This window comes from Rhodoferax ferrireducens, assembly GCF_031458075.1.
Taxonomy (GTDB): Bacteria; Pseudomonadota; Gammaproteobacteria; order Burkholderiales; family Burkholderiaceae_C; genus Rhodoferax_B; species Rhodoferax_B ferrireducens_A.
Window position 1 is genome coordinate 307,332 of sequence record NZ_JAVDXT010000002.1, and the last position, 23,214, is coordinate 330,545.

19 protein-coding genes are annotated in these 23,214 nt (G+C 63.6%); 7 read left to right on the forward strand and 12 right to left on the reverse strand.

The features are described from left to right. Positions 1–25: 25 nt before the first annotated feature. A complete protein-coding gene (locus J2X19_RS10465; protein WP_310373089.1) occupies positions 26–979 on the reverse strand; it encodes a sugar ABC transporter substrate-binding protein in 954 nt (317 codons plus the stop codon). 444 nt (positions 980–1,423) lie between these two features. Between J2X19_RS10465 and J2X19_RS10470 the strand changes: the two genes are divergently transcribed. Next, positions 1,424–2,998: a methyl-accepting chemotaxis protein gene (locus tag J2X19_RS10470; RefSeq protein WP_310373090.1), complete on the forward strand. Its 1,575-nt coding sequence runs from the start codon at positions 1,424–1,426 to the stop codon at positions 2,996–2,998. Between the two features lie 73 nt (positions 2,999–3,071). Here J2X19_RS10470 and J2X19_RS10475 read toward each other — a convergent pair whose 3' ends face one another. From J2X19_RS10475 to J2X19_RS10505, 7 genes are all read right to left on the reverse strand, one after another. Then, a complete protein-coding gene (locus tag J2X19_RS10475; protein ID WP_116603884.1) occupies positions 3,072–3,701 on the reverse strand; it encodes a LysE family translocator in 630 nt (209 codons plus the stop codon). Between the two features lie 98 nt (positions 3,702–3,799). Next, entirely contained in the window at positions 3,800–5,242 is a 1,443-nt protein-coding gene (locus J2X19_RS10480) for a sensor domain-containing diguanylate cyclase (RefSeq protein ID WP_310373091.1), read from the reverse strand. 180 nt (positions 5,243–5,422) lie between these two features. Then, positions 5,423–6,502: an ABC transporter ATP-binding protein gene (locus J2X19_RS10485; protein WP_310373092.1), complete on the reverse strand. Its 1,080-nt coding sequence runs from the start codon at positions 6,500–6,502 to the stop codon at positions 5,423–5,425. A gap of 9 nt (positions 6,503–6,511) precedes the next feature. Further along, a complete protein-coding gene (locus tag J2X19_RS10490) occupies positions 6,512–7,411 on the reverse strand; it encodes a carbohydrate ABC transporter permease (protein WP_310373093.1) in 900 nt (299 codons plus the stop codon). A gap of 2 nt (positions 7,412–7,413) precedes the next feature. Next, positions 7,414–8,328: a carbohydrate ABC transporter permease gene (locus J2X19_RS10495; protein WP_310373094.1), complete on the reverse strand. Its 915-nt coding sequence runs from the start codon at positions 8,326–8,328 to the stop codon at positions 7,414–7,416. Between the two features lie 90 nt (positions 8,329–8,418). Continuing rightward, positions 8,419–9,660, reverse strand: coding sequence for an ABC transporter substrate-binding protein (locus tag J2X19_RS10500; protein WP_116603881.1), 1,242 nt, complete (start codon positions 9,658–9,660; stop codon positions 8,419–8,421). A gap of 92 nt (positions 9,661–9,752) precedes the next feature. Next, positions 9,753–11,120 carry a GH1 family beta-glucosidase gene (locus J2X19_RS10505; protein WP_310373095.1) on the reverse strand — a complete coding sequence of 456 codons (1,368 nt, stop codon included), beginning with the start codon at positions 11,118–11,120 and terminating at the stop codon, positions 9,753–9,755. Positions 11,121–11,270: 150 nt separating this feature from the next. Here J2X19_RS10505 and J2X19_RS10510 point away from each other — a divergent pair, with 150 nt between their 5' ends. Continuing rightward, positions 11,271–13,232, forward strand: coding sequence for a PAS domain-containing sensor histidine kinase (locus J2X19_RS10510; RefSeq protein ID WP_310373096.1), 1,962 nt, complete (start codon positions 11,271–11,273; stop codon positions 13,230–13,232). Next, the gene (locus J2X19_RS10515) at positions 13,229–13,876 is read left to right on the forward strand and encodes a response regulator (protein WP_310373097.1); all 648 of its coding nucleotides are present in this window, start codon (positions 13,229–13,231) and stop codon (positions 13,874–13,876) included. Before J2X19_RS10510 ends, J2X19_RS10515 begins: the two co-directional genes overlap by 4 nt. A gap of 133 nt (positions 13,877–14,009) precedes the next feature. Here J2X19_RS10515 and J2X19_RS10520 read toward each other — a convergent pair whose 3' ends face one another. The 4 genes from J2X19_RS10520 to J2X19_RS10535 form a co-directional block, all read right to left on the reverse strand. Next, a complete protein-coding gene (locus J2X19_RS10520) occupies positions 14,010–14,387 on the reverse strand; it encodes a PH domain-containing protein (RefSeq protein ID WP_092756522.1) in 378 nt (125 codons plus the stop codon). Positions 14,388–14,534: 147 nt separating this feature from the next. Then, on the reverse strand, positions 14,535–15,383 hold the full coding sequence (locus J2X19_RS10525; protein WP_310373098.1) for a DUF5677 domain-containing protein: 849 nt from the start codon (positions 15,381–15,383) through the stop codon (positions 14,535–14,537). A gap of 61 nt (positions 15,384–15,444) precedes the next feature. Further along, the gene (locus J2X19_RS10530; protein ID WP_310373099.1) at positions 15,445–15,867 is read right to left on the reverse strand and encodes a MarR family transcriptional regulator; all 423 of its coding nucleotides are present in this window, start codon (positions 15,865–15,867) and stop codon (positions 15,445–15,447) included. A gap of 203 nt (positions 15,868–16,070) precedes the next feature. After that, the gene (locus J2X19_RS10535) at positions 16,071–16,790 is read right to left on the reverse strand and encodes a hypothetical protein (RefSeq protein ID WP_310373100.1); all 720 of its coding nucleotides are present in this window, start codon (positions 16,788–16,790) and stop codon (positions 16,071–16,073) included. A gap of 1,045 nt (positions 16,791–17,835) precedes the next feature. Between J2X19_RS10535 and J2X19_RS10540 the strand changes: the two genes are divergently transcribed. The 4 genes from J2X19_RS10540 to J2X19_RS10555 all read left to right on the forward strand — a co-directional run bounded on the left by J2X19_RS10540 (position 17,836) and on the right by J2X19_RS10555 (position 23,169). Further along, positions 17,836–19,161, forward strand: coding sequence for an efflux RND transporter periplasmic adaptor subunit (locus J2X19_RS10540; protein WP_310373101.1), 1,326 nt, complete (start codon positions 17,836–17,838; stop codon positions 19,159–19,161). Then, the gene (locus tag J2X19_RS10545) at positions 19,158–21,131 is read left to right on the forward strand and encodes an ABC transporter permease (RefSeq protein WP_310373102.1); all 1,974 of its coding nucleotides are present in this window, start codon (positions 19,158–19,160) and stop codon (positions 21,129–21,131) included. Before J2X19_RS10540 ends, J2X19_RS10545 begins: the two co-directional genes overlap by 4 nt. A gap of 126 nt (positions 21,132–21,257) precedes the next feature. Next, the gene (locus J2X19_RS10550; RefSeq protein ID WP_310373103.1) at positions 21,258–21,494 is read left to right on the forward strand and encodes a hypothetical protein; all 237 of its coding nucleotides are present in this window, start codon (positions 21,258–21,260) and stop codon (positions 21,492–21,494) included. 154 nt (positions 21,495–21,648) lie between these two features. Next, complete coding sequence (locus tag J2X19_RS10555) at positions 21,649–23,169, forward strand: trypsin-like serine peptidase (protein ID WP_310373104.1); 1,521 nt, start codon at positions 21,649–21,651, stop codon at positions 23,167–23,169. Positions 23,170–23,214: the final 45 nt, after the last annotated feature.

The following is a 23,214-nucleotide window of genomic DNA, read 5'->3' on the forward strand; positions in this document are numbered from 1 at the left end:
CAGGCCCGCGCCACGGGTCAGGCAGTTACTTGCTGTCTTTGGTGACCAGCACCACGTCGGTCTGGATGGCCGCAGGCATTTCGGCTTGCTTCTTCTTCTCGGCAATCGCCTTCAAGGCGATCTCGATGCCGAACACGGCTTGCTTGGCACCGTACTGGTCGGCGGTGGCCAGCATGCGGCCGTCTTTCAGCATGGGCTTGACCGCGCCGATGTTGTCGTAGCCGACGACCTGCACCTGGCCGGTCTTGCCGGCGGCCTTGACGGCGGCGACGGCACCCAGAGCCATGCTGTCGTTACCGGCCAGCAGGGCCTTCAGGTCCGGGTGTTCGCGCAGCATGCCGGAGGCCACGGTATTGCCCTTGTCGATTTCCCAGTTGCCGGACTGCACGCCGACCACGGTGGCGCCAGCGGCCTTCATCGCGTCCTGGTAGCCCAGGGTGCGCTGCTGCGCATTGAAGGTGGTGGACACGCCTTCAATGATGCCGACCTTGTCGCCGGCCTTCAGGCTCTTGGCCAGGAAGTCACCGACCAGCTTGGCGCCGGCGCGGTTGTCCGGGCCGGCGAACGGGATCTGGATACCCTTTTCTTTTTGCGCATCGGCGTCGAGCTGGTTGTCGATGTTGACCACCAGAATGCCCTTGTCGATGGCGGTCTTCAGTACCGGCACCAGGGCTTTGGAATCGGCCGGGGCGATGACGATGGCATCGGCCTTTTGGGCAATCATCTGCTCGACCATGCGGATCTGGGCCGCGGTGTCGGTTTCGTTCTTGATGCCGTTGGACACCAGGGTGTACTTGGCGGCGTTGGCCTTGTTGTGGGCCTTGGCGCCGTCTTCCATGGTGCGGAAGAACTCGTTGGCCAGCGACTTCATCACCAGCGCCACCTTGGGCTTGTCGGCGGCGAAGCTGGGGCCGGCGAACAGGCCGGCCATGATGCTCAGGGCGAGGGTGGTTTGGACGGTGCGGCGGGTGAATTTCATGGGTTTGTCTCCAAGGTGTTGTGAAAGTTACAGCGGGCGGGCGAGGGCGGCGGGGCCGGTCCGGGCGGGCTTCTGTGGCGCGGATAATAACAAAGCAAACGTTTGCGCAAACGTTTTCTATCTACGGAGAAACCCGAGGAATTGGGTAAAGCTGGTCGCCGGCTTCGCCGTGATGCGCAGAATTGGTGGCGATATCTGCTATTATTTCAGTAGCTGTAAGTGCTGAATTTATAAGCGTTGTAGCTGATTTTGCGTATAGTCTGAGCGCCGCAGGATGCGGCGGATCGGCTATCACGCACCCCTCCCCGCGGCAAATACCATTAACCAGTAATTGCTATAGAAATTTCTTCTACGTAGCGCCGTGCCGTGGCAGTATGTGCAGGGCGCGTTGGTTGGTGAGCGCTGCGTACATGGACCCGAAACACTCTATAGAAAGTTGGCGTCATGCATTTACTCCACAACCTGAAAATTGGCCATCGCCTGGCGGCCGGCTTCGCCATCGTCATCGGTTTGCTCATTGCCATGGCGGCGGTGGGCATCAGCCGCATTAACGCGGTCGATGAGAACACCGAAACCATACTGCACGACCGCTACCACAAAGTAGCGCTGGCGCAGAAGATCGAGAACGAGGTGAACCGCCAATCCCGGGCGCTGCGTACCGCCCTGATTGCGAGCGAGCCCACAGTAGTGCAGAGCGAGCTGGCCAAGATTGACGACTCTGCGGTCGTGCTCGGCAAGGCGGTGGACGAGCTACAGCTTATCGTGCACAGCGACAAAGGCAAGGCAGCGCTGGCCAGCATGCTGGCTGCGCGCATTGAATTCAAGAAGCACGAGCACGAGCTGGTCGAACTGGTCAAGGCCGGCAAGATCGACGAAGGCCGTGCCTACCTGGTCAAGGAGATGCTGCCACCCCAGACCGCCTATCTGGCCGCCATAGAGGGCTTTGTGGAAAGCCAGACGGACAGCATGGAAGAGTTTGGCGCCCAGGCGGCGGCCATGGCCCATAGCGCCAACGTGCTGATGCTGGTGCTGACCGCCGCTGCCACGCTGCTGGCCGTGGGCCTGGCGTACGGCTTGACGCGCTCCATCACGCAGCCCATAGGCCGGGCGGTGCAGGTGGCGCAGACGGTGGCGTCGGGCGACCTGACCTCGCACATCGACGTGACGTCGCGCGACGAAACCGGCCAGCTGCTGACTGCGCTGCAGACCATGCAGGCCAGCCTGTTCCAGGTGGTCGGGACGGTGCGCATCGGGTCCGAAACCGTGTCCCACGCGAGTGCAGAGATTGCCGGTGGCAACCAGGATTTGTCCAGTCGCACCGAGCAGCAGGCCAGCGCGCTGGAACAGGCCGCGGCCTCGATGGAAGAACTCAGCTCCACCGTGGCCATGAACGCCGACAACGCCCGCCACGCGAACCAGCTGGCGTTGAACGCCTCCCGCGTGGCGACCCGCGGCGGCGAGGTGGTGAACCAGGTGGTGGAAACCATGCGCGGCATCAACGACAGCTCGAACAAGATATCCGACATCATCAGCGTGATCGACGGGATTGCGTTCCAGACCAATATCTTGGCGCTGAATGCGGCGGTGGAAGCCGCCCGTGCGGGCGAGCAGGGCCGCGGCTTTGCGGTGGTGGCCAGCGAGGTGCGCAGCCTGGCCAGCCGTAGCGCCCAGGCCGCCAAAGAGATCAAGGCGCTGATCGGCGCCAGCGTGGAGCGCGTGGGCCAGGGCACGGTGCTGGTCGACCAGGCCGGCACCACCATGGCCGAGGTGGTGCAGTCCATCCAGCAGGTGACCCAGATCATGGGCCAGATCAGCGCGGCCAGCTCCGAGCAGGCCACGGGCATGGCGCAGATGGGCGAAGCCGTCAACCACATGGACCATGCGACGCAGCAGAACGCCGCGCTGGTGGAAGAAATGGCCGCTGCCGCCAGCAGCCTGAAGAGCCAGGCCCTGGCGCTGGTGGATTCGGTGGCGGTGTTCAAGCTGGGCGCCGGCACGCAGCTGGCGCTGGGCCGTTAGCCCGTTTTTAGCCAAACAGGCCGCTGGTGCATATGGAATAAGCGCCAGCAGCTATGGATTCAATAGCGTGTGCTCAGTGGCGCACGCTGGCCATTACCGCGGCAAAGCCTACAAATACACCGCCGGTGGCCCGGTTGAAGGCCTTCAGCACCGCAGCCCGGCGCAGAAAGCGCGCCAGGGTCTTGCCGCTGCCCGCATACACCAGGTACCAGCCGGCTTCTATCACCGCAAAGGTCAGCAGCAGGATGGCAAACTGCGGCAGCTGGGGCGCAGCCGCATCGATGAACTGCGGCAAAAAGGCCACGGCAAACAGAATCGCCTTGGGGTTGCTGCCCGCCACCAGCACGCCCTGGCGGAACAGGCTGCCGTAACCGGGCATGGGCGCGGCCTTGGCGACTGCGCCACCCGCGTCCTCGGCCACCGGCTCGCGCCAGCACTTGATGCCCAGATAGGCCAGGTAGGCGGCGCCCAGCCAGCGCAAGGTGTTGAACACCGCCGGAAAGCTCTGCAGCAGTGCGCCCAGGCCGGCGGCCGAGACGCCCATCATCAGGACCATCACCAGCATGCAGCCGCCCATGGTGGCCAGCGCCGCCGCAAAGCCGAAGCGCGCGCTGGATGTCATCACCAGCAGCATGTTCGGGCCGGGCGTGGCCGACACCACAAAGGTCATCATCAGAAACAGCCACCAGGTATGCAGGCTCATGGAGGGACTCCAGGGGAAAGAGAACAGGGAGAATATTGTAGAAGTCTATGTTCGGGCGGGGTGCGCGCCTGCGTTGGCGATGCGGCTGCCGCACCACACTAGGCGGGCGTAGCCTCGATCAGCGCAACCTGGTTGCGTCCGCTGTCTTTGGCTTGGTAGAGCGCTTTGTCTGCGCTGCCAATCAGCATCTCCGCCGTCATGCCAACGCCTGGTGACATGACGGCCACACCGCTGCTGATGCTGACATGAGGCCCAGTGGAGGATTTGCGATGGGGAAGTTTTAGGTTGGCAACTGCTGCCTGGACGGCTTGGGCGATATGCGCAGCACCGACGCGGTCGGTGTCAGGCAGCACCAGGGCAAATTCTTCGCCACCATACCGTGCAGCCATGTCGGTCGGACGCTGACAGCAAGAGTCCAGCGCCGAGGCAATCAGCTTGAGGCAATCGTCTCCTGCCAGATGACCGTACGCATCGTTGTAATTCTTGAAATGGTCGACATCTACCAATACGAGTGCAAGGGGTCGGCTGTAGCGTACCGCGACTGCCATGTGTTCAGCCAGATGCGTGTCAAAAGAGCGCCGATTGGCGAGCTCGGTCAGGCCATCCTTCATGGAGATTTGCCAGAGGGTGTCGTTTGCAGTTCGCAACTCCGCCGATACCTTGACCAACCGGGCATAGTGGCGCGCGTTCTCGCTGAGCAGCACGATCAGCAGGAAACCAGCAGCCAGCAGCCCGTAGATGCGCCCTACATACCAGCCCAGATCGTATCGACCTGTATTCAGCACGGCAGCCAAGGCGAGGTCGAACAGCCACACGCACATCACCACATGCAGCCACACGTCCAGCACTGTGTGGGGCTTGCTGCGCCATAGCATTCCCAGGGCTACAAAACTCAGCATCCAGATACCCACTAGGAACACCTTGCCGATCACGGTGGTGCGATTTCCGTCTAGAAACGTAGGCAGGAGCTCGTGCCCCGATGTAGCAAACAAGGTAAACGCCGCCACCGCGAGTAGAACTAGGAAGACGGTGCTCTTTATGCCGAACCGTGCTTTCTGGAGTTTTAGCATCTGAAGCATGAGTATGTCGGGGCGCTGCGCCTTGCTCCTCGCATAGGCCATCACGGCCAGAGGAATCCCTGTATGCCATAGCATGTACATGGCCGAGGAGGTTTGGGGTCCCGAGCCAAGCAATCCCGTTGGAGCAAACATACCGGGAAAGATCAGCGCGTAGGCGGCGGTTACTATTGCCGTGAAGAAATAGCCGCCCCCCAGCACCAGCAACGCAACCGATCCCAATGCCCTGAATTGCCCGAAAAGCAGAACGGCGGTGACGAGGTCGCAGATCACCAAGGAGGTGACGTAGATCGGGATAAAGACGGGGAACTGGGTGAGCGGGGTTCTTGCATAGGACGCAGCAAGCGCAAATATCACCGTTGACACCAACACGGTTGCCCAGGCAGCCCAAATCTCGCGGCGGCTGGCGGGTTCATTGGAGAGGTACGTCCAAGACGACCGGTGGTACGGAGTGCTTGTTTTCATGGTTGGCGAGCTAAAGCTGGCCTGATTCTCTGCAGAGGTAGGCTGGAGTTTATCTTTTGTTACTCCGGCGAAGCAGGAAGCGGGCCACGGAGCGCCGCATGGGTGACAGCCTTGGTTTGGAACGCGATGGCGCCCAGCACTGAAATGATATCGGCCAGCGGGCGCGGGCCAGGGTCAGGGCTATAGGCGCTGGCCATTCGCTCCAAACAGCGAGATGCGTTTCGCATCGCAGCGCACGCCCAGGGTATGGCCGCGCTGGTGCGGGGTGTGGCTGTCGGCGATGGCCGACATGGCGGTGCCGCCCAGGTCCAGCCACAGCACCACGCTGGCGCCCATGGGCTCGGCCAGGGTGACGGTGGCCTGGCCGAGTGCGGCTTGCTCCAGCGGCACGAGTTCGATGTGCTCGGGCCGCATGCCCAGCACCACCGGCTGGCCGATGTGCGGCTCGGCGGCAAACGGGTAGGTGCTGACGTCGATGCTCAGCGCTGGTGAACGCCACAGCAGCCGGCCGTTGTCGGCGGCCAGCACGCCGTCGAAGAAGTTCATGGTCGGCGAGCCCAGGAAGCCGGCGACGAAGCGGTTCACCGGCCGGTCGTAGACCTCGGCCGGCGTGCCGATCTGCTGGATCTTGCCGTCCAGCATCACCGCGATGCGGCTGGCCAGGGTCATGGCCTCGGTCTGGTCGTGGGTTACGTAGACCATGGTTTTGCCGATGTCCACGTGCAGCTGCTTGAGCTCGCGGCGCAACTCGTTGCGCAGCTTGGCGTCCAGGTTCGACAGCGGCTCGTCGAACAGATAGACGCCGGCATCGCGCACCAGGGCCCGGCCAATCGCCACCCGCTGGCGCTGCCCGCCCGACAGCTGAGAGGGCTTGCGCTGCAGCAGTGGGCCCAGGTGCAGCATGGTGGCGGCGCGGTCGACGCGGCGGGCGATCTCGTCCTTGGGGATGCCGGTGATGCGCGGGCCGAAGGACATATTGCGCTCTACCGTCATGGTGGGGTAGAGCGCATAGCTCTGGAACACCATGCCGATGGACCGGTCCTTGGGGTCGGCCCAGGTGACGTCGTTGCCGCCGATATGGATGGCGCCGTCATGCACATCGATCAGGCCGGCGATGCTATGCAGCAGGGTCGATTTGCCGCAGCCCGAGGGGCCGAGTAGCACCAGGAATTCGCCGTCGACGACTTCCAGGTCCATGTTCTGCAGGATGTCCACATGGCCCAGGCGGATGTGGAGTTGTTGGATGGAAACGCTTGCCATATTTTTCTTTTAACCCTTTACTGCGCCAGCGGCGATACCGCGTACAAACCAGCGACCCGAGATGAAATAGATGAACAGCGGCACCGAAGACGTGAGGATGGTGGCCGCCATGTTGACGTTGTACAAACGCTCGCCGGTGGTGGTGTTGATGATGTTGTTCAGCTGCACCGTCATCGGCAGGTTCTCGCGCCCCGCAAACACCAGGCCCAGCAGAAAGTCGTTCCAGATATTGGTGACCTGCATGATCACCGCCACGATGATGATGGGCGTGGACATGGGCAGCATCAGCTGGAAGAAGATGCGCCAGAAGCCACCGCCGTCGATGCGCGCGGCCTTCACCAGCTCCTCGGGCAGCGAGGCGTAGTAGTTGCGGAACAGCAGGGTCATCACCGGCATGCCGAAGATGGTGTGTACCAGCACGATGGCCGGCAGGGTGCTGAACAGGCCGAGCATCGACAGGCCGCGCACCAGCGGGTACATGTGCACCTGGTAGGGGATGAAGGCGCCCAGCAGCAGGATGGTGAATAGCCAGCCGGCCCAGGGCCGGCGCCAGTAGGCCAGCGCGTAGCCGTTGAGCGCGCCGATGAAGATCGACAGCAGCGCGCTGGGCACCACGATCTTCAGCGAGTTCCAGAAGCCGACCTGGATGCCTTCGCACTTCAGGCCGGTGCAGGCGCTGGACCAGGCCATGGCCCAGGCCTCCAGGTTCGGCTGGCTGGGCAGGGCAAAGATCTGGCCCAGGCGGATCTCGCTCATGGGCTTCAGCGAGGTCACCACCATCACATACAGCGGCAGCAAAAAGAACACGGCGCTCAGCAGCAGAAAGGCGTAGATGCCGAGCCGCGACGGCGTGAGCCAGGGTTGGGGCGGGCGCTGGTTGCGCACCCGGGGGAGGGTCGTCGTGCTCATCTTCAGTGTCCCTTGGTTTGCGCACGTTCCATGCGGTTCTTGGCGTACATCCAGGGCAGCAGCAGGGCCAGCACGGTCAGCAGCAGCAGCACCGAGGCGGCCGAGGCCAGGCCGATGTTGGCGCGGTTGAACAGATAGTCCATGATGAACTTGGCCGGCACCTCGCTGGCAATGCCCGGGCCGCCGCCGGTCATGGCGACCACCACGTCGAACACTTTGATCACGGCCAGCGACAGCAGCACGCTGGCGGTGGCGATGCTGGGCGCAATCATGGGCAGCACGATGCTCAGATAGACGCGCCATACCGGGATGCCGTCGATGCGCGCGGCCTTCCAGATTTCTTCGTCGACCCCGCGCAGCCCGGCCAGCATCAGCGCCATCACCAGGCCGGCAGACTGCCAGACCGCGGCCAGGGCGATGGCGTACATCACCTTGTCCTGGCTGATGATCCAGTCGAATTCAAACCCGGGAAAACCCAGCTGGCGCACCGCCTGCTGCAGGCCCAGGCCGGGGTTCAGCATCCACTGCCAGACCAGGCCGGTGGCCACAAAGCTCATGGCATAGGGGTACAAAAAGATGGTGCGCAGCACGCCTTCGCCGCGCACCTTTTGGTCGATGAAGACCGCCAATAAAAAGCCGAGCACCAGGCAAGACACTACAAAGATCGCGCCAAACAGCGCCATGTTGTGCAGTGACAGCGCCCAGCGCTCGGTGGTAAACAGCCGCTCGTACTGCGCCAAGCCGACGAAGTTGGTGGTCGGAAAAGTCTTGGAGCTGGTCAGCGAAATGGTGATGGACCACAGCACCGTGCCCACGTAGCACAGCAGCACCGTCACCGCCATCGGCAGCAGGGCAAAGTTGACAGCCCAGTTCTGGCGCAGGCCGCGCCGTGGTGGAGTTTTTTTAACGGGAGCCATAGGGGTTCTGGAGGGTCCTGGAAGCGGTCAATCTGTACATCAAAAAACAGTGCCGACGTGTGTTTGCACGCCGGCACCGGGAGAAAACGCTTAGCTCTTGATAGCGTTCTGCAGGGCCTTCACCACGTCATCCACCGACTGGTTGTTGTTCCAGTACTTGGAGATCACGTCCTGCACCGAGCCCATCACATCGGGTGGTAGCAGCGCGTCGGGGTTGGCCAAGTGGCGGCTGGTGTCCTTCATGATGGCCAGGCCGGTCTGGGCGCAGAGGTCCATCTTCGAGCTGTCGACATCGGTGCGGATGGGGATCGAACCCTTCTTGTTGTTGAACGCCACCTGGGTCGCGGCCGAGGTCATCGACGTGGCCAACTGCTGCTGGGCCTTGATGGCGGCCGGGTCCTTGGTGCGCGGGAACACGAACACGTCACCGGCCAGGATGTAGGGCGACTTGGCGCCAAAGCCGGGGAAGCAGCCGAAGTCCTTGCCTGCGACCTGCTTGGCATTGGCGAACTCGCCCTTGGCCCAGTCGCCCATGATCTGCACGCCGGCCTTGCCGGTGATCACCAGCGAGGTGGAGTCGTTCCAGTTGCGGCCGGGAGAGCCGGCGTCGGTATAGCTCTTCAGGCGCTTGAAGTCGGCCAGCACCTTGCGGAAGGCCGGCGAGTTGACGGTGGCGGCATCGCGGTCCTTGTAGAACTTCAGGTACAGGTCGGCACCGCCGGCCTGGGCCAGCCAGCTGTAGAAGGTGATGACTTCCTGCCAGCCCTGGCCGCCCAGTGCCAGCGGGATCAGGCCCGCAGCCTTGAGCTTGTCGAGCGCGGCAAACATTTCGTCCGGAGTCTTGGGTTCGGCGGCGATGCCGGCCTTGGCAAATGCGGCCTTGGAGTACCAGAACCAGCTGGGCATGTGGATGTTGACCGGCGCCGCGTAGTAGTGGCCGTTGACCTTGATGCTGTTGATGATGGGAGCGGGCAGCATCTTGTCCCAGCCTTCCTTGGCGGCCACGGCGTCGATGTCGTTGAGCATGCCCTCCTTGATGATGTCCAGGTACTGCTGCGAGGTGTTGAACATGGCCGCGGTGGGCGGGTTGCCGCCGACGATGCGGTTGATGGCGGCGGCGCGGGCGTTTTCACCGCCGGCTACGGCCGAGTCCACCCACACGCCACCCGATTTGGTGAACGCGCCGGCCAGCTCTTGCACGGCGGCCGATTCGCCGCCCGATGTCCACCAGTGCATGACCTCGGCCTTGGCTTGCGCATGGGCGCTGCCACCGGCCAGGACGGCCAGCGCAGTCGCGGCCAGGGCCAGTACGGTTCGGGTGTGTTGTTGCATGTTGTCTCCAGTTTTTATAGGGAATGGTCAGGGCTTGCGGCCCATGCGGGAAACCGGCAGATCGGCCATGGTGGTCGATCTTGCCAGACGGGTTAGCGCTGTGGGCGCTTGCGTTGCTGCAGAAAGGCTTGCACGGCCAGCGAGCTGTGCTTGGGCGTGCGCACCTGGGTGGTGTAGTCCACATGGGTGATGCCGAAGCGGCGCTCGTAGCCATAGGCCCATTCGAAGTTGTCCATCAGCGACCAGATGAAGTAGCCGCGTACATCCACGCCGGCCTTGATCGCGTCGTTCACCGCCATCAGGTGGTTTTCCAGGAAGCGGATGCGCTGCGGGTCGGCCACGCTGCCGTCGCTCACGCTGTCGTCGCTGGCCATGCCGTTCTCGGTGATGTAGATCGGCGGCAGGTCCGGGTAGCGGGCGTTGAAGTCGACCAGGATCTCGGTCAGGCCCTTGGGATAGACCTCCCAGCCCATCTGCGTGCGCTCTACCTTGTCGGAATGCGGTGCCTCTTTGTAGCCGCCTTTGCCGTCGGTTTCGACCACGGTGCGGAAGTAGTAGTTGATGCCCAGGAAATCCATGGGGGTGGAGATGGTCTCCATGTCGCCCGGCAGCACCAGGGGCTCGGTGCCTGGCCACAGGCGGAACATGTCTTTCGGGTAGCTGCCCAGCATCAGCGGGTCGAACACCCAGTAGTTCTGCTGCACATAGGCCAGGTACGCGGCATCTTTGTCGGCCGCACTGTCGGTCTGCGGGCCGAACACGCCAGTATTGCAGACGATGCCGCGCAGCGCGCCCGGGTCGTTGGCGCGGATCTTGGCCAGAGCCAGGCCGTGGCCCAGCAGCAGGTGGTGCAGGGCTTGCGTGGTCTGGCGCAGGTCGGTCACGCCGGGGGCGTGGCGGCCGATGCCATAGCCCAGGTAGGCCGAGCACCAGGGTTCGTTCAGCGTGGCCCAGGCCGTGACCTTGCCAGCCAGTTCGCGGCTCATCAGATCGGCATAGGCAGCGAACGCGTAGGCGGTTTCGCGGCTGGCCCAGCCGCCACGGTCTTGCAGGTGCTGGGGCAGATCCCAGTGGTACAGCGTGACATAGGTTTGCACGCCCTTGGCTTTGAGCGCGTCCAGCAGCTTCTTGTAGAAGTTGATGCCCTTGGCGTTGGGCACGCCTTGCTCGTCCATCACGCGCGGCCAGGCGATGGACAGACGGTAGGCGTCCACGCCCAGGCCGGCGATCAGGTCGACATCGGCTTCCCAGCGGTGGTAGTGGTCGCAGGCCACGTCGCCGGTGTCGCCATGCAGCACGCGGCCGGGTTCGTCGCAATAGGTGTCCCAGATGGACTGCAGGCGGCCGTCTTCATCGGCAGCGCCTTCGATCTGGTACGAGGCCGTGGCCACACCCATCAGGAATTCGGGCTGGGCAATCGCCGAGTTGGCGGGGATGTTCAATGCGGGTACGGCTGGCATGGTGCTCCGGTGTGGTGGGTGAGTGCCGCCATGTTAGGTAGACCGGCGCTATTGGTATGTCGGGAAAGTTTGACACTCGTACTATCGCAATCCCTGAGAGTTGGGTTTGGGGGCACACTCGACAATCTTTCGCCAAAACCGCGCTTATCTATGCCCGACCAGCCGCCCCACTTAACCGACCGCCTGGGTGCCGATGGCCTGCCCGGCGTGACCATCAACGTCGAGCAGCAGCGGCAGACCGACCCGCGCTTCGGCCAGGGTGCTGTATGGCGCTGGATGGGCGAGGCCGACCTGCTGGACCAGCGTGGCGAGGCGCAGGCCGAGTCGGTGGTGGTGACCAACAGCCGCCGCGTCTGGCAGCTGCTGCGCGAGATGCCGGTAGGCCTGGTGCTGTACGACGCGGACTTCAACGTGGTCTACCAGAACCGCGCCAGCGAACTGATGACCGGCTTTGCCGCCGACGTGGCCGTGGGCCGCTCGCCCGTCGGCCTGTGGATACTGCACGACCAGTACGACAGCGTCTGCAAATCGCTGCACCGCATGCGCACCGAGCGCATCGCCTTGCATGGCCGCGGCATCCAGCAGCGCCCCGACGGCCGGGTGGCCTGGGTGCAGTGGTACACCACGCCGCTGTTCGACGGCGACGACTTCATCGGCTACCTGGGCACGCATACCGACATCAGCGAAGAGCTGCGCGCCCACACCGCGGTGCGCGCGGCCAAGCAGCAGGTCGACCTGCTGGTCGATGCGGCAGTGGACATCGCCATGCTGCAGCTGTCGCCCGCGGGCCGGGTGCAGAGCTGGAACCGCAATGCCGAAACCCTGTTTGGCGTGCCCGCGCTCGAGGCCCTGGGCCAGGACATGCGCCCGCTGCTGGCCCAGCTGCCGTTTGAACAGGCGCGGGTGCAGCAGCTGCTGGACGGTGCCGCCGGCGGCCAGCGCATGGAGTTCGAAGGCTGGCTGCCGCGCCAGCCCGGTGGCCGCTTCTGGGGCAATCTGCTGCTGTATCCGCAGCGCGATGAAAGCGACGCCATCGTGGCCGTGGTGCTGGTGGCCCGCGACCTCAGCGACCGGCGCCAGGCCGAGCAGAAGATCCGCGAAAGCGAGGCCCTGCTGTCGGCCATCGTCTCCACCACCAGCGACGCCATCCTGGGCCTGGACGCGCAGGCCTGCGTGGTGTTTTCCAACCCCGCCGCACAGCGCATCTTTGGCCGCAGCGCCGGGCTGCTGCTGGGCCTGCCGCTGGCCGAGGTGCTGCCCCATCTGGACCTGCCCACGCTGATCGGCACCGTGCGCACCCTGTCGGGCAAGCGCCACGACGGCGCCACCTTGCACCTCGAAGCCTCGGCCTCGGAAACCCGGGTCAATGGCGAGGTGCTGTTCACCCTGACCGCCCGCGACGTGACCGAGCGGGTCGAATCCGAGCAGGCCTTGCTGCGCTACCGCGAGCAGTTGTCGGCCCTGTCGCGCCAGCTGATGGAGGCCGAGCAGCAAACCAACCGCCGCCTGGCCCAGTTGCTGCACGACCAGCTCGGCCAGACCCTGACCACCTTGCGCATCTCGGTCGATGCGCTGCGCGCCCAGCTGCCGCCCAGCCCCACGGCGGCTATCGACCAGAGCTGGACCCGCGTCTCCAGCATGATCGACCGCGGCATGCGCGAGGTGCGCCAGGTGCTGGTCGAGCTGCGCCCGCCGCTGCTGCAGGAGCATGGCCTGGGCGTGGCGCTGGACAATGAAATCCAGGCCGAAACCGCCAACCACGCCGCCGTCGCCATCCGGCTGCACATTCCCCCGGCCATGGCCGATAGGCGCTGGAGCCCCGAGGTCGAATACGCGGTCTTCATGGTGGCCCGCGAGGCCATCGCCAATGCACTCTGCCATTCGCAATGCCGGCGTCTGCGCGTAGGCATCGAGCCCCTGGGCACGCAAGGCCTGCGCCTGCTGGTGCAGGACGACGGCATCGGCCTGGGCCCGATCAGCCGCGCCCTCAAACCCGGCCACCTGGGCCTGGTGGGCATGCGCGAGCGCTCCCAGGCCATAGGCGCCTCCTTGGGCGCGCGCTCCGGCGACGATGAGCGCGGTACTGTCATCGAACTGAACTACTCCCCATGACCGACACCGTTTACCTGGTCGACGACCACGCCATCCTGCGCGAAGGCCTGCGTGCGCTGCTGGAGCCCGCGGGCTTCTGTGTGGTGGGCGAGAGCGGCGACCTGCCCACCGCCTTGCACGACATCGTGCGGGCGCCGCCGGTCTGTGTGCTGCTCGATTTGTCGCTGGGCGAGCGGTCCGGCCACGAGCTGCTGGCCGAGCTGCAGCGCCGCAAAACCCCCAGCCGTGTCGTCGTGCTGAGCATGATGGCCCAGCCGCGCCAGGTGATGGACGCGGTGCGCATGGGCGCCATGGGCTATGTGCTGAAAGGCGCCTCCGGCGCCGAGGTGATCACTGCGCTGCGCCATGCCTGTGGCGGCCAGCACTACTGGAGCCCGGCCATCGCCCGCGTCGCCCAGGAAGCCCTGCTACCGCCCGAACCCAATGCCCCGCTGGAGCCCCTGCACACCTTGTCGCAGCGCGAGCGCCAGGTGCTGAACCTGGTGGTCCGCGGCCAGCCCAGCAGCAGCATCGCCCACACGCTGAACCTGTCGGCCAAGACGGTGGAGACCTATCGCTCGCGGGTGATGGGCAAGCTGGGGGTGAGTGATATCACCGGGCTGGTGCGGCTGGCGGTGAAGGAGGGGTTGTTGGATGGGGAGTGAGGGGGTTTGAATAAAAATGGCCGCTGGCGCAGGTGGTGCCTGCGGGAGTAGCTATTTATTTTGTAGTGTGGTGTGCCCTGGGTCGCGATCCCTTTGAGGTTTGCTCGATGAAGAGGTGAGGCCCCACCGCGCGCTACCGCAGGACGTAACTTGCGAGGACGGACTGCACCTCGTAGATGCTCAGCTTCTTGTTGAACTGCTTCTGCAATGGGGCAGCTGTCCCCGATATCCAGATCTTGAGCTCTGCATCCAGATCAAAGGTGCCCGCGGTTTCGATGCTGAAGTGTGTGATGCTCTTGTACGGAATCGAGTGGTACTCCACCTTGCTTCCCGTGATTCCTTGCTTGTCGACAAGAACGAAACGCTTGTCGGTGAAGACAAAGTAGTCGCGGATCAGCTGGTAGGCGTGCTCCACTTTCTCGCCCGGCGCAAGTATCTGGCTGAACTCGGCTTGTATTTTCGCTGCGTCGATCTTGGACGCGTTTCCCAGCATGCCGTCAAATAGTCCCATGTGTTTCCTTGGTTTCGGGTGTTCCGTAAGTGGGTGGCTATGAGGCGTTCATGTGCGCTCTACGTAGAAGTGACCGGCTACCTGGCAAAGGTGCGACCGAAGGGAGCGGACGCCGCTGGGCATCCGAGTCGACTGCTCAGTTGGACCTCAGTGCGTATCTGTTTCCCATGCAAGTTCTTCTGCAGTGATTATTGGAATGGCGCCATGCGCGGAGATTCTGCGAGCAGCATCAAACAGCTTCTCCGCATCCAATTCCACGTCGGCGTCGTCTATTTTCGGAATCACATGAGGAAACGTAGAAGCCAACAAGACAGTGCCCCAGTACATGACAAATGAACTCCAGTATTCCGTGAAGTGGTCCGAGTTCACGGTCACATATCCGGTTCTACCCCACGTGCGGCGCAGGAGTTCAGTGGGACTGAAGTGCACATATCGCGAGCTTGCGTGATACAGGAATCGATACAAATTGGTTTCACCAACATCCTTCGCGATGAAAGAAACTGAGGGCAGCTGGCTGTTTTGGACTGTCCGCTTTTCCCACTTGAGTCTTGTGCCTAGTGCTTTGATTTGATCGTTCGCTCGCTTCGAAGAGGCTTCTTGCGACTTTAGATAGCGAGTTAGACCAAGGCTATCGCTCACACCTCTGCCGGCGTACCCGTCCTGGGCGCGCAGACTGTCCCGCAGTTCTCGGCTCGCCATCAGGAGAACAAGCTGCTCCGCATCCTTTGCATCCAGCATTTCGAAGTACTTTGCCCAGAGAAATTCCTCGCACGCAGGTCTGAGCAGGGAAACAGCTGCAAAGCCTTGTCCTTTGTCAACGAGGTCAACTGCAACCGAAAGGCATTCGTATTGACGGCGAAGAATCGCGCTCCGAATTAGCGGCATGAATCCATCGCTTTGCTTCCAAGCAATCTTGGAAGCGACTGCGACAACGTCCTCTACGGCCGAAAGCGTATCGGCGACTGCCGTTCGTAGCTCCTCGCTTTTTGCGCGCATCAATGGTTCCTATGAGGTCCAACGTTTGAGCTAACAGCAATGGGTCCGGTTGAGCGAATAGTTAGGCCTCATTGGCTACTATGCGACCCAACGCGGTTGGATACCACCGAAGCCGGTCTTCATCATTCTTTGTTTGCTCAAGCAGCCCTTTTTCGATGAGCTTGCCATATGTTACTTGGACTACCGCTTTGGATAGTCCAGTGTCTTTGGACACTCCCGTAATCGAACGTGTTGCGAAGCGACTTTCGGTAATGGCCTTCAAGACTTGCTTTTCAACTGCGGTGACTTGCAGTGCCGCGATGACACCAGACGTGTGTGACGTCTGACCTGCCGGCTCACTCTTGTCCTCACCTTCGTCCAGCTTTGCCGCTACGACTTGTACCCTTGCCTGTGCGGATGCAGCGACTTTCTTCGTCTCCTCAAGCTCCTTGACTACGCGTTCAAGCTCAATCTCGACAGGGCCAGCCTTGAACTTCTTGATCATGGGAATCAGGGTTCGAAGCTCGCGCCGTAGTAGCGAGACTATAAGCAGTGCAGCAAGAGGCCAGGCACCGAATTCAAGAAGCTTGATTAAGAATGTAGGGCAGTCCATGGCGTGTGGGTATGAGGCCTAACGTTTGACATGAGAGGCATGACCCGGCTTGCCGGGACATGCCCTCTCGATGGAAGGGTTAGGCGCGCGGCGCGCTACACATGCCCAAGCTCCTTGAGTCTCGCGACGAACGCTGAGAATGAAGAACTCGTTGCTTGAACGAGTTGATGTAGCTTTACCTTCAACGCATCGTACTCAGCCACCTTCATCGAATCGTAGATGGTCATTTCACGATCCATGTTCCAGTGCGGTGCGAGGCAGTAGCGAAAGTCACCATCCACCGGGCGCCCCTTCGGAAAGACCCAGAAGTACGTGCCGACAAAAGTTTCAAGCTCATTCCCGAGTGAGGAGAAATGACCGTAAAGACTGGCAGTCTTCTTGTCTTGAAATGAGAACTCCGGGAGGACATATCGCGTATGGACTTCGTGAAAGTGACTGTGCAAACTCGACTTGTACGAGTGATCATCTACCAGGCAACTGAGATAGTTCCGGACTTGATCGATTCCTAGATCTGCGTGCTTGATCATGGCCTTATCAGCGTCAAGCTTCGCTTGTCTTACATCTAGCACGAAATGCTTGTACGCCAGAAGTGTGAGCCCAACTGCAACTTGGATACCTCCAACTGCCCATTGGTACTTGGATTCGACTACGACATGCACTTTGCCCAGCAGCGCTTCGAGAATTCCCTGCCACCAAGGGCCTGTGAATGTCGCTAGGCCGCTCGCCACGAATAGCAAACCTAGTGCGATGTAGACGTGACGCTTGTAGGAGAACCGGAAGGTCCCGGTCTTCGCGTCATGGGATATGTCAATCATTCCGAGGCCTAACGCAATATAGACCGCAAACGCCGGTCGATACATCCGGCGCTTGACGATACATCTGGTGAAGAAAAATTCGCAAACTCGCTGGGGCTTTGGGCTTGCGATGTGGCTGCAGTGCAAAACATCAGGTATAAATTTTCCGTGAAACCCGGCGGCTTTTTGTTGCAGGCATCGGTCTGTACAGGGAGAGACTTGACCTGAGGTGGTGTGCCACTATAGCCCGGCATAACTGGATGGCGACTGGGCGCAGCGTTGGATTTCCTTCAAAAGATGGAGATTGTTCTGCTCTATTTTTCTGTAGCTGCTGGCGCAGTAGGAATGGGCGCTGGTGCGGAAATTATCTTCAAGGAGTTCAAACGGGCTTCGGGTGGAGTGATGCGCTACTGGCGTCCATGCGATCCCCGGCCGGGATGTGCGCCCGGCGGCGCAGTCACTTTCTTTTGCGTGGCCAAAAGAAAGTAACCAAAGAAAAGGCCACCCCCACTGTCTGCGTCCCAGTGCTATCGCACTGGAAAACCTGCGGTGCTTCGCTTTGGGCGGGTCTGGCTAAACTCGCCTGCGGCTCAAACAACGCCAGCCCTGATCCGCCCAAAGCTGTGCTTCTCGGCGCATACAGAGGGGGACCCCGGGGATCGGGATCGGTGGCGCTGTGCGCCACATCGCGCCTAGGGCGCGAGCCCGGTTGCCCGGCGTAGCCGGGCCGGATGTCCGCTCCCGATCCCCCGCCGTGTGGCGTCGGCGAGTAGCGGAGGGCTGAGCGGATAAGGGCTGGCGTTGTTTGAGCGCAGCGAGTTTAGCCAGACCCCGCTCAGACCGAGCAACGCAGCGTGCCCGTAGCGCAGCGCAGGGACGACGACTTCGGTTCGCCTTTCTTTTGGGTACTTTTCTTTGGCGAAGCAAAGAACAAGTGCCTCGCCCGCCGGGGCGAGACCCGGCTTGCCCATTGACGCAAAAGGCCGTAAAGGCAAAGCCCCAACCAAACAATCCCCCCGAAACCCCCACACCACGACCCGTCACCCCCCATTCCTACAATCGCCCCATGCGAAAAAATTCCAAATGGGTATGGGGGCTGGCGGTGGTCCTGGCGGTGGGGGCGGGGGGCTGGTGGTGGGCCTCGCGCGGCGGCAGCGATGTGCCGGTGTACCGCACTGGCACGCTGGAGCGCGGGCCGCTGCTGGCGACGGTGGCGGCCAGCGGGGCGGTGAACCCGGTGACCCAGGTGTCGGTGGGCACCCAGGTGTCGGGGCAGATCAAGGAGCTGTTTGCCGACTTCAACGACGAGGTCAAGGCCGGCCAGCTGATCGCCATGCTCGACCCGGAAACCTTTGAATACCGGGTCCGCTCGGCCCAGGCCGATGTGGATGCGGCGCGGGCTGCGGTGCTGACGGCGCAGGCCAACGCGGCGGCCAGCCGGGCGGCGCTGTCCAAGGCCCAGGTCGATCTGGCCGAGGCCCAGCGCGACTTCGAGCGCAAGCGCGACCTGGCCGACAAGCAGTTCATTGCCCAGAGCGAGGTGGACCGCACCCGGGCCCTGGTCAATACCAGCGGCGAGCTGCTGAAGCTGGCGCAGGCCCAGCTCAGCGTGACCGAGGCGCAGATCAAGACCGTGCAGGCCAATGTGGCGCAGCGCGAGGCGGTGCTGGGCCAGGCGCGCATCGACCTGGGCCGTACCCGCATCACCTCGCCGGTGAACGGCATCGTCATCAAGCGGGCCATCGAGCGCGGCCAGACCGTGGCCGCCAGCCTGCAGTCGCCCGAGCTGTTCGTGATTGCGCAGAACCTGCGCGACATGCAGGTCGAGGCCAGCATCGACGAAAGCGATGTGGGCCGCATCCGCCTGGGCCAGAAGGCGAATTTCACGGTCGACGCCTTCCCCGGCCAGACCTTCGAAGGCGAGGTGCGCCAGGTGCGCAAGGCAGCCTCCAACGTGGCCAACGTGGTGACCTATGTGGCGGTCGTGCGCTTTGCCAATGCCGACGGCCGGCTGCTGCCAGGCATGACGGCCAATGTGCGCGTCATCACCGACAAGCGCGACGAGGTGCTGAAGGTGCCCAACGCCGCGCTGCGCATGCGCATCGCCGATGCCGCCCCTGCTGCTACTTCTGCTCCTAATACCGTAGCGGCTCCCGCAGATGCAGCCAGCGCCAGCGGCACAAAACCTGTAAATCCCGCACGCCGCGGCCGGATCTACCTGCTGGATGCTGCCGGCAAGCCGCTGGCCACCACGGTATGGCTGGGCATTACCGACGGCAGCAGCACCGAGCTGCTGGACCCGGATGCAGGCTTGAAGGACGGCACCCAAGTCGTTACCGGCAACCCGCTGGCCGGCGCCCCGCGCGCCAATGCACCCAAGGTGCCGTTTTGAACCTCGTCCAGTCCGTCGACCTGGGTAAGAGCTACGCCATGGGCTTTGAGGTGGTGCACGCCCTGCGCGGCGTGTCGCTGCAGATCGCCGAGGGCGACTTCGTGGCCATCATGGGCACCTCGGGCTCGGGCAAGTCCACGCTGATGAACATTCTGGGCTGCCTGGACACGCCCAGCAGCGGCAGTTATGCGCTGGCTGGCGAGGCGGTGCAGGGTATGGACGCGGATGCGCTGGCCCTGGTGCGGAACCGGCGCATCGGCTTCGTGTTCCAGCAGTTCAATCTGTTGCCGCGGGCCAGCGCACTGGAGAACGTAGAGCTGCCCCTGGTTTACGCCGGCGTGCCGGCCGCGCAGCGGCGCGAGCGCGCACTGGCGGCGCTGCAGCGCGTAGGCCTGGGCGAGCGGCTGCTGCACACCCCGGCCGAGCTGTCGGGCGGGCAGCAGCAGCGGGTGGCGATTGCGCGGGCCCTGGTCAATGGGCCGCAGCTGATACTGGCCGACGAGCCCACGGGCGCGCTGGACAGCCAGACGTCAGAGGAGGTGATGCAGCTGCTGGCCGACCTGAACGCGCAGGGCATTACGGTGGTGCTGGTGACCCACGAGGCCGACATCGCGGCCTGGGCGCGGCGCAAGATCGTCTTCAAGGACGGGCAGATCGTCGAAGACCTGCGGCGCGCCTCCGACACCTTGCACACACTGCCGGCCCAGCGCCGGCCCGAGGCCCGCGGCGCGGCGCGGATGAACGGCCTGGCCGCCTTGCGCAGCGCCTGGCGGGCCCTGGCGTCCAACGCCTTGCGCAGCCTGCTGACCATGCTGGGCATCATCATCGGTGTGGCGGCGGTGATCACCATGGTGGCGGTGGGCCGTGGCGCCACCGACCGGGTGCAGGAGCAGATGAAGGGACTCGGTTCGAACATCATGCTGGTGCTGCCCGGCGGCGCCACCGCGGCCGGCGTGCGCCAGGGCGCGCAGACCCGCAGCCGCCTGACCGAGGAAGACGCCACCGCCATCCAGGTGGAAGTGCCCGAGGTGCAGGTGGCCGCGCCCTCATCGCGCACCACGGCCCAGGTGGTGGCCAACAACGCCAACTGGAGCACCACCATCTTCGGTACCACCAACGAGTACCTGGAGGCGCGCGAATGGCCGCTGGCCGCGGGCCGGGCTTTTGAAGACGCCGAGCTGCAGGGCTCGGCCAAGGTGGCGCTGATCGGCATCACCGTGGCGCAGGAACTGTTTGGCGATGCCGACCCGATCGACCAGGTGGTGCGGGTGCGCACCGTGCCGGTGAAGATCGTCGGTGTGCTCAGCCGCAAGGGCCAGAACTCCATGGGCCAGGACCAGGACGACATCCTGGTGCTGCCGATCTCCACCTACCGCAACCGCCTGCAGGGCGGTTCGCCGGGCAATGTGAAGCGGGTCTGGGCCATCAACGTGAAAGTGCGCGAAGGCCAGAGCATGCAGGTGGCCGAGGAGAACATCCGCGAGCTGCTGCGCCAGCGCTTCAAGGTGGAGGCCAGCGCAGACGATACCTTCACCCTGCGCAACCTCAGCGAGATTCTGGAAGCGCAAGAGGCGTCGAGCCGCACCATGACCCTGCTGCTGGCGGCGGTGGCCGGCATCAGCCTGCTGATCGGCGGCATCGGCATCATGAACATCATGCTGGTCAGCGTGACCGAGCGCACCCGCGAGATCGGCCTGCGCATGGCGGTGGGCGCGCGCGGCCGCGACATCCTGGTGCAGTTCCTGGTCGAGGCCGTGTCCCTGAGCTTGCTGGGCGGTGCGGTCGGCGTGCTGCTGGGCGCGCTGGCCACCTGGGCGGTGGGGCAGTGGGCCGGCTGGCAGGTCAGCATGACGTTCGCGTCCATCTTGCTGGCCGTGGGTTTCTCGGCCGCGGTGGGGGTTTTCTTTGGCTTCTACCCGGCGCGCCGGGCTTCGCTGCTGCAGCCCATCCAGGCCTTGCGGCATGCCTGATAGGGCACCGAATTCTTGATACCTGGCGTTTACCTGGCCTCCGTATGATCCGCAAAAATCACGGACGCGGGGATGGCTATGGTGGGTGCGGCGCGCAGATGGATGGCGTGGGGGGCGGTGTGTGGGGTGGCCAGTGTGCTGGTCGGCTGCGGCGGTGGCAGCGGTAGCGACAGCGCTGCCAGCAGCACCAGCACCACCAACTGCACGACTTCGGACACGGTCTCGGCCGAGGCCAGCAGCGCGGTCAACCAGACGGCCCTGGCCGCCACCGTGGACCCGGGCCTGGCCACGCGCGCCGAGTCCATGCGCTTTACCGGCGTCAGCCATGTGTCGCCAAGCGCCGTTAAATCGTTCTGCTATTGATTGAATAGCTGCTTGCGCAACAACAGATTGCGCTGCAGCCCTGTTTTATTTAAATTTCCAGAGTCCCGGCGCTGCGCAGGTTTGTCACGGTCCACGCGTTATATTCACGCGTTAGGCCTACGGGCGAACAAATCTTTACAGCAGGGAATAGGCTATGGCGCGGATCTTGGCAGTCAGTGGTGTGGTGTTGGCCGTAGGCCTGGTGGTGGGTTGCAGCGGCGGCGGTGGAGGCGGCGGCACGGCTACCAGTGGCGGCACTACCTGCTTGTCGCCCACGGCCAAGGCGACCGATGTGCTGTCGTCCGGCACGGTGAGCCGGGCCGAGTCCATGCAGGCCGCGTCGGGTGCCGAGGCCTCGGCCTTGCAGCCGCGTTTGCTGTTGGCGGTGCGCACCAGCCGCGTGGCCTTGGCCGATGTCAGCCAGGCCCGTCTGGCCGCTGAAAAACCTTTGCTGACCCAGGTGGGCGTGCCGCGCAAGATCGGCCTGGCGCGCGATGTGGCGGCCACTGCCAGCGTGGCGGCTACCCAGGCCCAGCTGCAGTGGCAGGCCACGGCCAGCGGCGGCCAGGTGGCGGCCATCAGCATCAGCACCGGCCAGGCCAAGGGTGTGCGCCTGGGCGTGCTGGTGCGCAGCCTGCCGGCACAGGCCACGCTGCGTATCTACGCCCAGGGCAGCACAACGGCCTATACGGTCCAAGCCCAGGAGGTATTGGATACCTTGCAGCGCAACCGCGATGCCGGTGACAGCAGCGATGCCGCGCGCATGTACTGGACGCCGGTGGTCGATGGCGCCGAGGCCACGCTGGAGATCGAGCTGCCGGCCGCGATCAGTACCGCGGGGGTGGAGATCGCCATTCCACGCCTGTCCCACCTGTTCATGACGCCGCTGGCCGATGGTACGAATGTGGCCAAGGCCGCGGGCAGCTGCGAGGTGGATGCGGTCTGCAACACCAGCTATACCAGCGAGAGCAATTCTGTCGCCCGCATGAGCTTTGTAGAAGACGGCGCCTCTTTTGTCTGCACCGGTACGCTGCTCAACGACACCCGGGGCAGCGGCATACCGTATTTCCTGGGCGCCAACCATTGCATTTCCACCCAGGCGGCGGCGTCTACCCTGCAGACCTGGTGGTTCTACCGCGCAACCAGCTGCGGCAGCGGTGTGATGAATGCCGGTGCCCGCAGTCTCCCTGGCGGCGCTACCTTGCTGTACCAGAGCGAAACCACCGATACCTCGTTCATGCGCTTGCTCGGCACGCCGCCGGCGGGCGCGGTGTTTTCCGGCTGGTCGGTCAATCCGGCGACCGTGGGGTCGGTGGCGGCCAGCCTGCACCACCCGGATGGTGACCTGCAGAAGGTCAGCACCGGTAGCATCACCTCGTTCCTGAGCTGCACGCTGCTCAGCGCCTCGACGCTGAACTTCAGCTGCACCAACTCAACCCAGTCCGGGGGCAACTTCATCAACGCCAAGTTCACCAGCGGCGCCACCGAAGAGGGCAGCAGCGGCGCGCCCTTGTTCGAAACCGTGGGCACCAGCCACTACCTGGTGGGCCAGCTGTATGGCGGCAACTCCAGCTGTAGCAACCTGTCGGGCAGCAATGCCTATGGCCGCTTCGACGTGGCCTACACCGCGGCTTTGAGCCGCTGGCTGACCGCAGCCGCCGGCACCTGCCCCTGAGTCTGCTATGGAATAGAGAGCTGCTGGCGCTTATGAGGTAAGCGC

What these genes read in the sequence shown, in the direction of transcription:
- J2X19_RS10505 (WP_310373095.1), bottom strand. Translation starts at nt 11,120, where the DNA reads ATGCCAGCCGTACCCGCATTGAACATCCCCGCCAACTCGGCGATTGCC.
- J2X19_RS10515 (WP_310373097.1), top strand. Translation starts at nt 13,229, where the DNA reads ATGACCGACACCGTTTACCTGGTCGACGACCACGCCATCCTGCGCGAA.
- J2X19_RS10525 (WP_310373098.1), bottom strand. Translation starts at nt 15,383, where the DNA reads ATGCGCGCAAAAAGCGAGGAGCTACGAACGGCAGTCGCCGATACGCTT.
- J2X19_RS10495 (WP_310373094.1), bottom strand. Translation starts at nt 8,328, where the DNA reads ATGGCTCCCGTTAAAAAAACTCCACCACGGCGCGGCCTGCGCCAGAAC.
- J2X19_RS10530 (WP_310373099.1), bottom strand. Translation starts at nt 15,867, where the DNA reads ATGATCAAGAAGTTCAAGGCTGGCCCTGTCGAGATTGAGCTTGAACGC.
- J2X19_RS10555 (WP_310373104.1), top strand. Translation starts at nt 21,649, where the DNA reads ATGGCGCGGATCTTGGCAGTCAGTGGTGTGGTGTTGGCCGTAGGCCTG.
- J2X19_RS10500 (WP_116603881.1), bottom strand. Translation starts at nt 9,660, where the DNA reads ATGCAACAACACACCCGAACCGTACTGGCCCTGGCCGCGACTGCGCTG.
- J2X19_RS10490 (WP_310373093.1), bottom strand. Translation starts at nt 7,411, where the DNA reads ATGAGCACGACGACCCTCCCCCGGGTGCGCAACCAGCGCCCGCCCCAA.
- J2X19_RS10535 (WP_310373100.1), bottom strand. Translation starts at nt 16,790, where the DNA reads ATGATTGACATATCCCATGACGCGAAGACCGGGACCTTCCGGTTCTCC.
- J2X19_RS10520 (WP_092756522.1), bottom strand. Translation starts at nt 14,387, where the DNA reads ATGGGACTATTTGACGGCATGCTGGGAAACGCGTCCAAGATCGACGCA.
- J2X19_RS10465 (WP_310373089.1), bottom strand. Translation starts at nt 979, where the DNA reads ATGAAATTCACCCGCCGCACCGTCCAAACCACCCTCGCCCTGAGCATC.
- J2X19_RS10480 (WP_310373091.1), bottom strand. Translation starts at nt 5,242, where the DNA reads ATGAAAACAAGCACTCCGTACCACCGGTCGTCTTGGACGTACCTCTCC.
- J2X19_RS10470 (WP_310373090.1), top strand. Translation starts at nt 1,424, where the DNA reads ATGCATTTACTCCACAACCTGAAAATTGGCCATCGCCTGGCGGCCGGC.
- J2X19_RS10540 (WP_310373101.1), top strand. Translation starts at nt 17,836, where the DNA reads ATGCGAAAAAATTCCAAATGGGTATGGGGGCTGGCGGTGGTCCTGGCG.
- J2X19_RS10510 (WP_310373096.1), top strand. Translation starts at nt 11,271, where the DNA reads ATGCCCGACCAGCCGCCCCACTTAACCGACCGCCTGGGTGCCGATGGC.
- J2X19_RS10485 (WP_310373092.1), bottom strand. Translation starts at nt 6,502, where the DNA reads ATGGCAAGCGTTTCCATCCAACAACTCCACATCCGCCTGGGCCATGTG.
- J2X19_RS10475 (WP_116603884.1), bottom strand. Translation starts at nt 3,701, where the DNA reads ATGAGCCTGCATACCTGGTGGCTGTTTCTGATGATGACCTTTGTGGTG.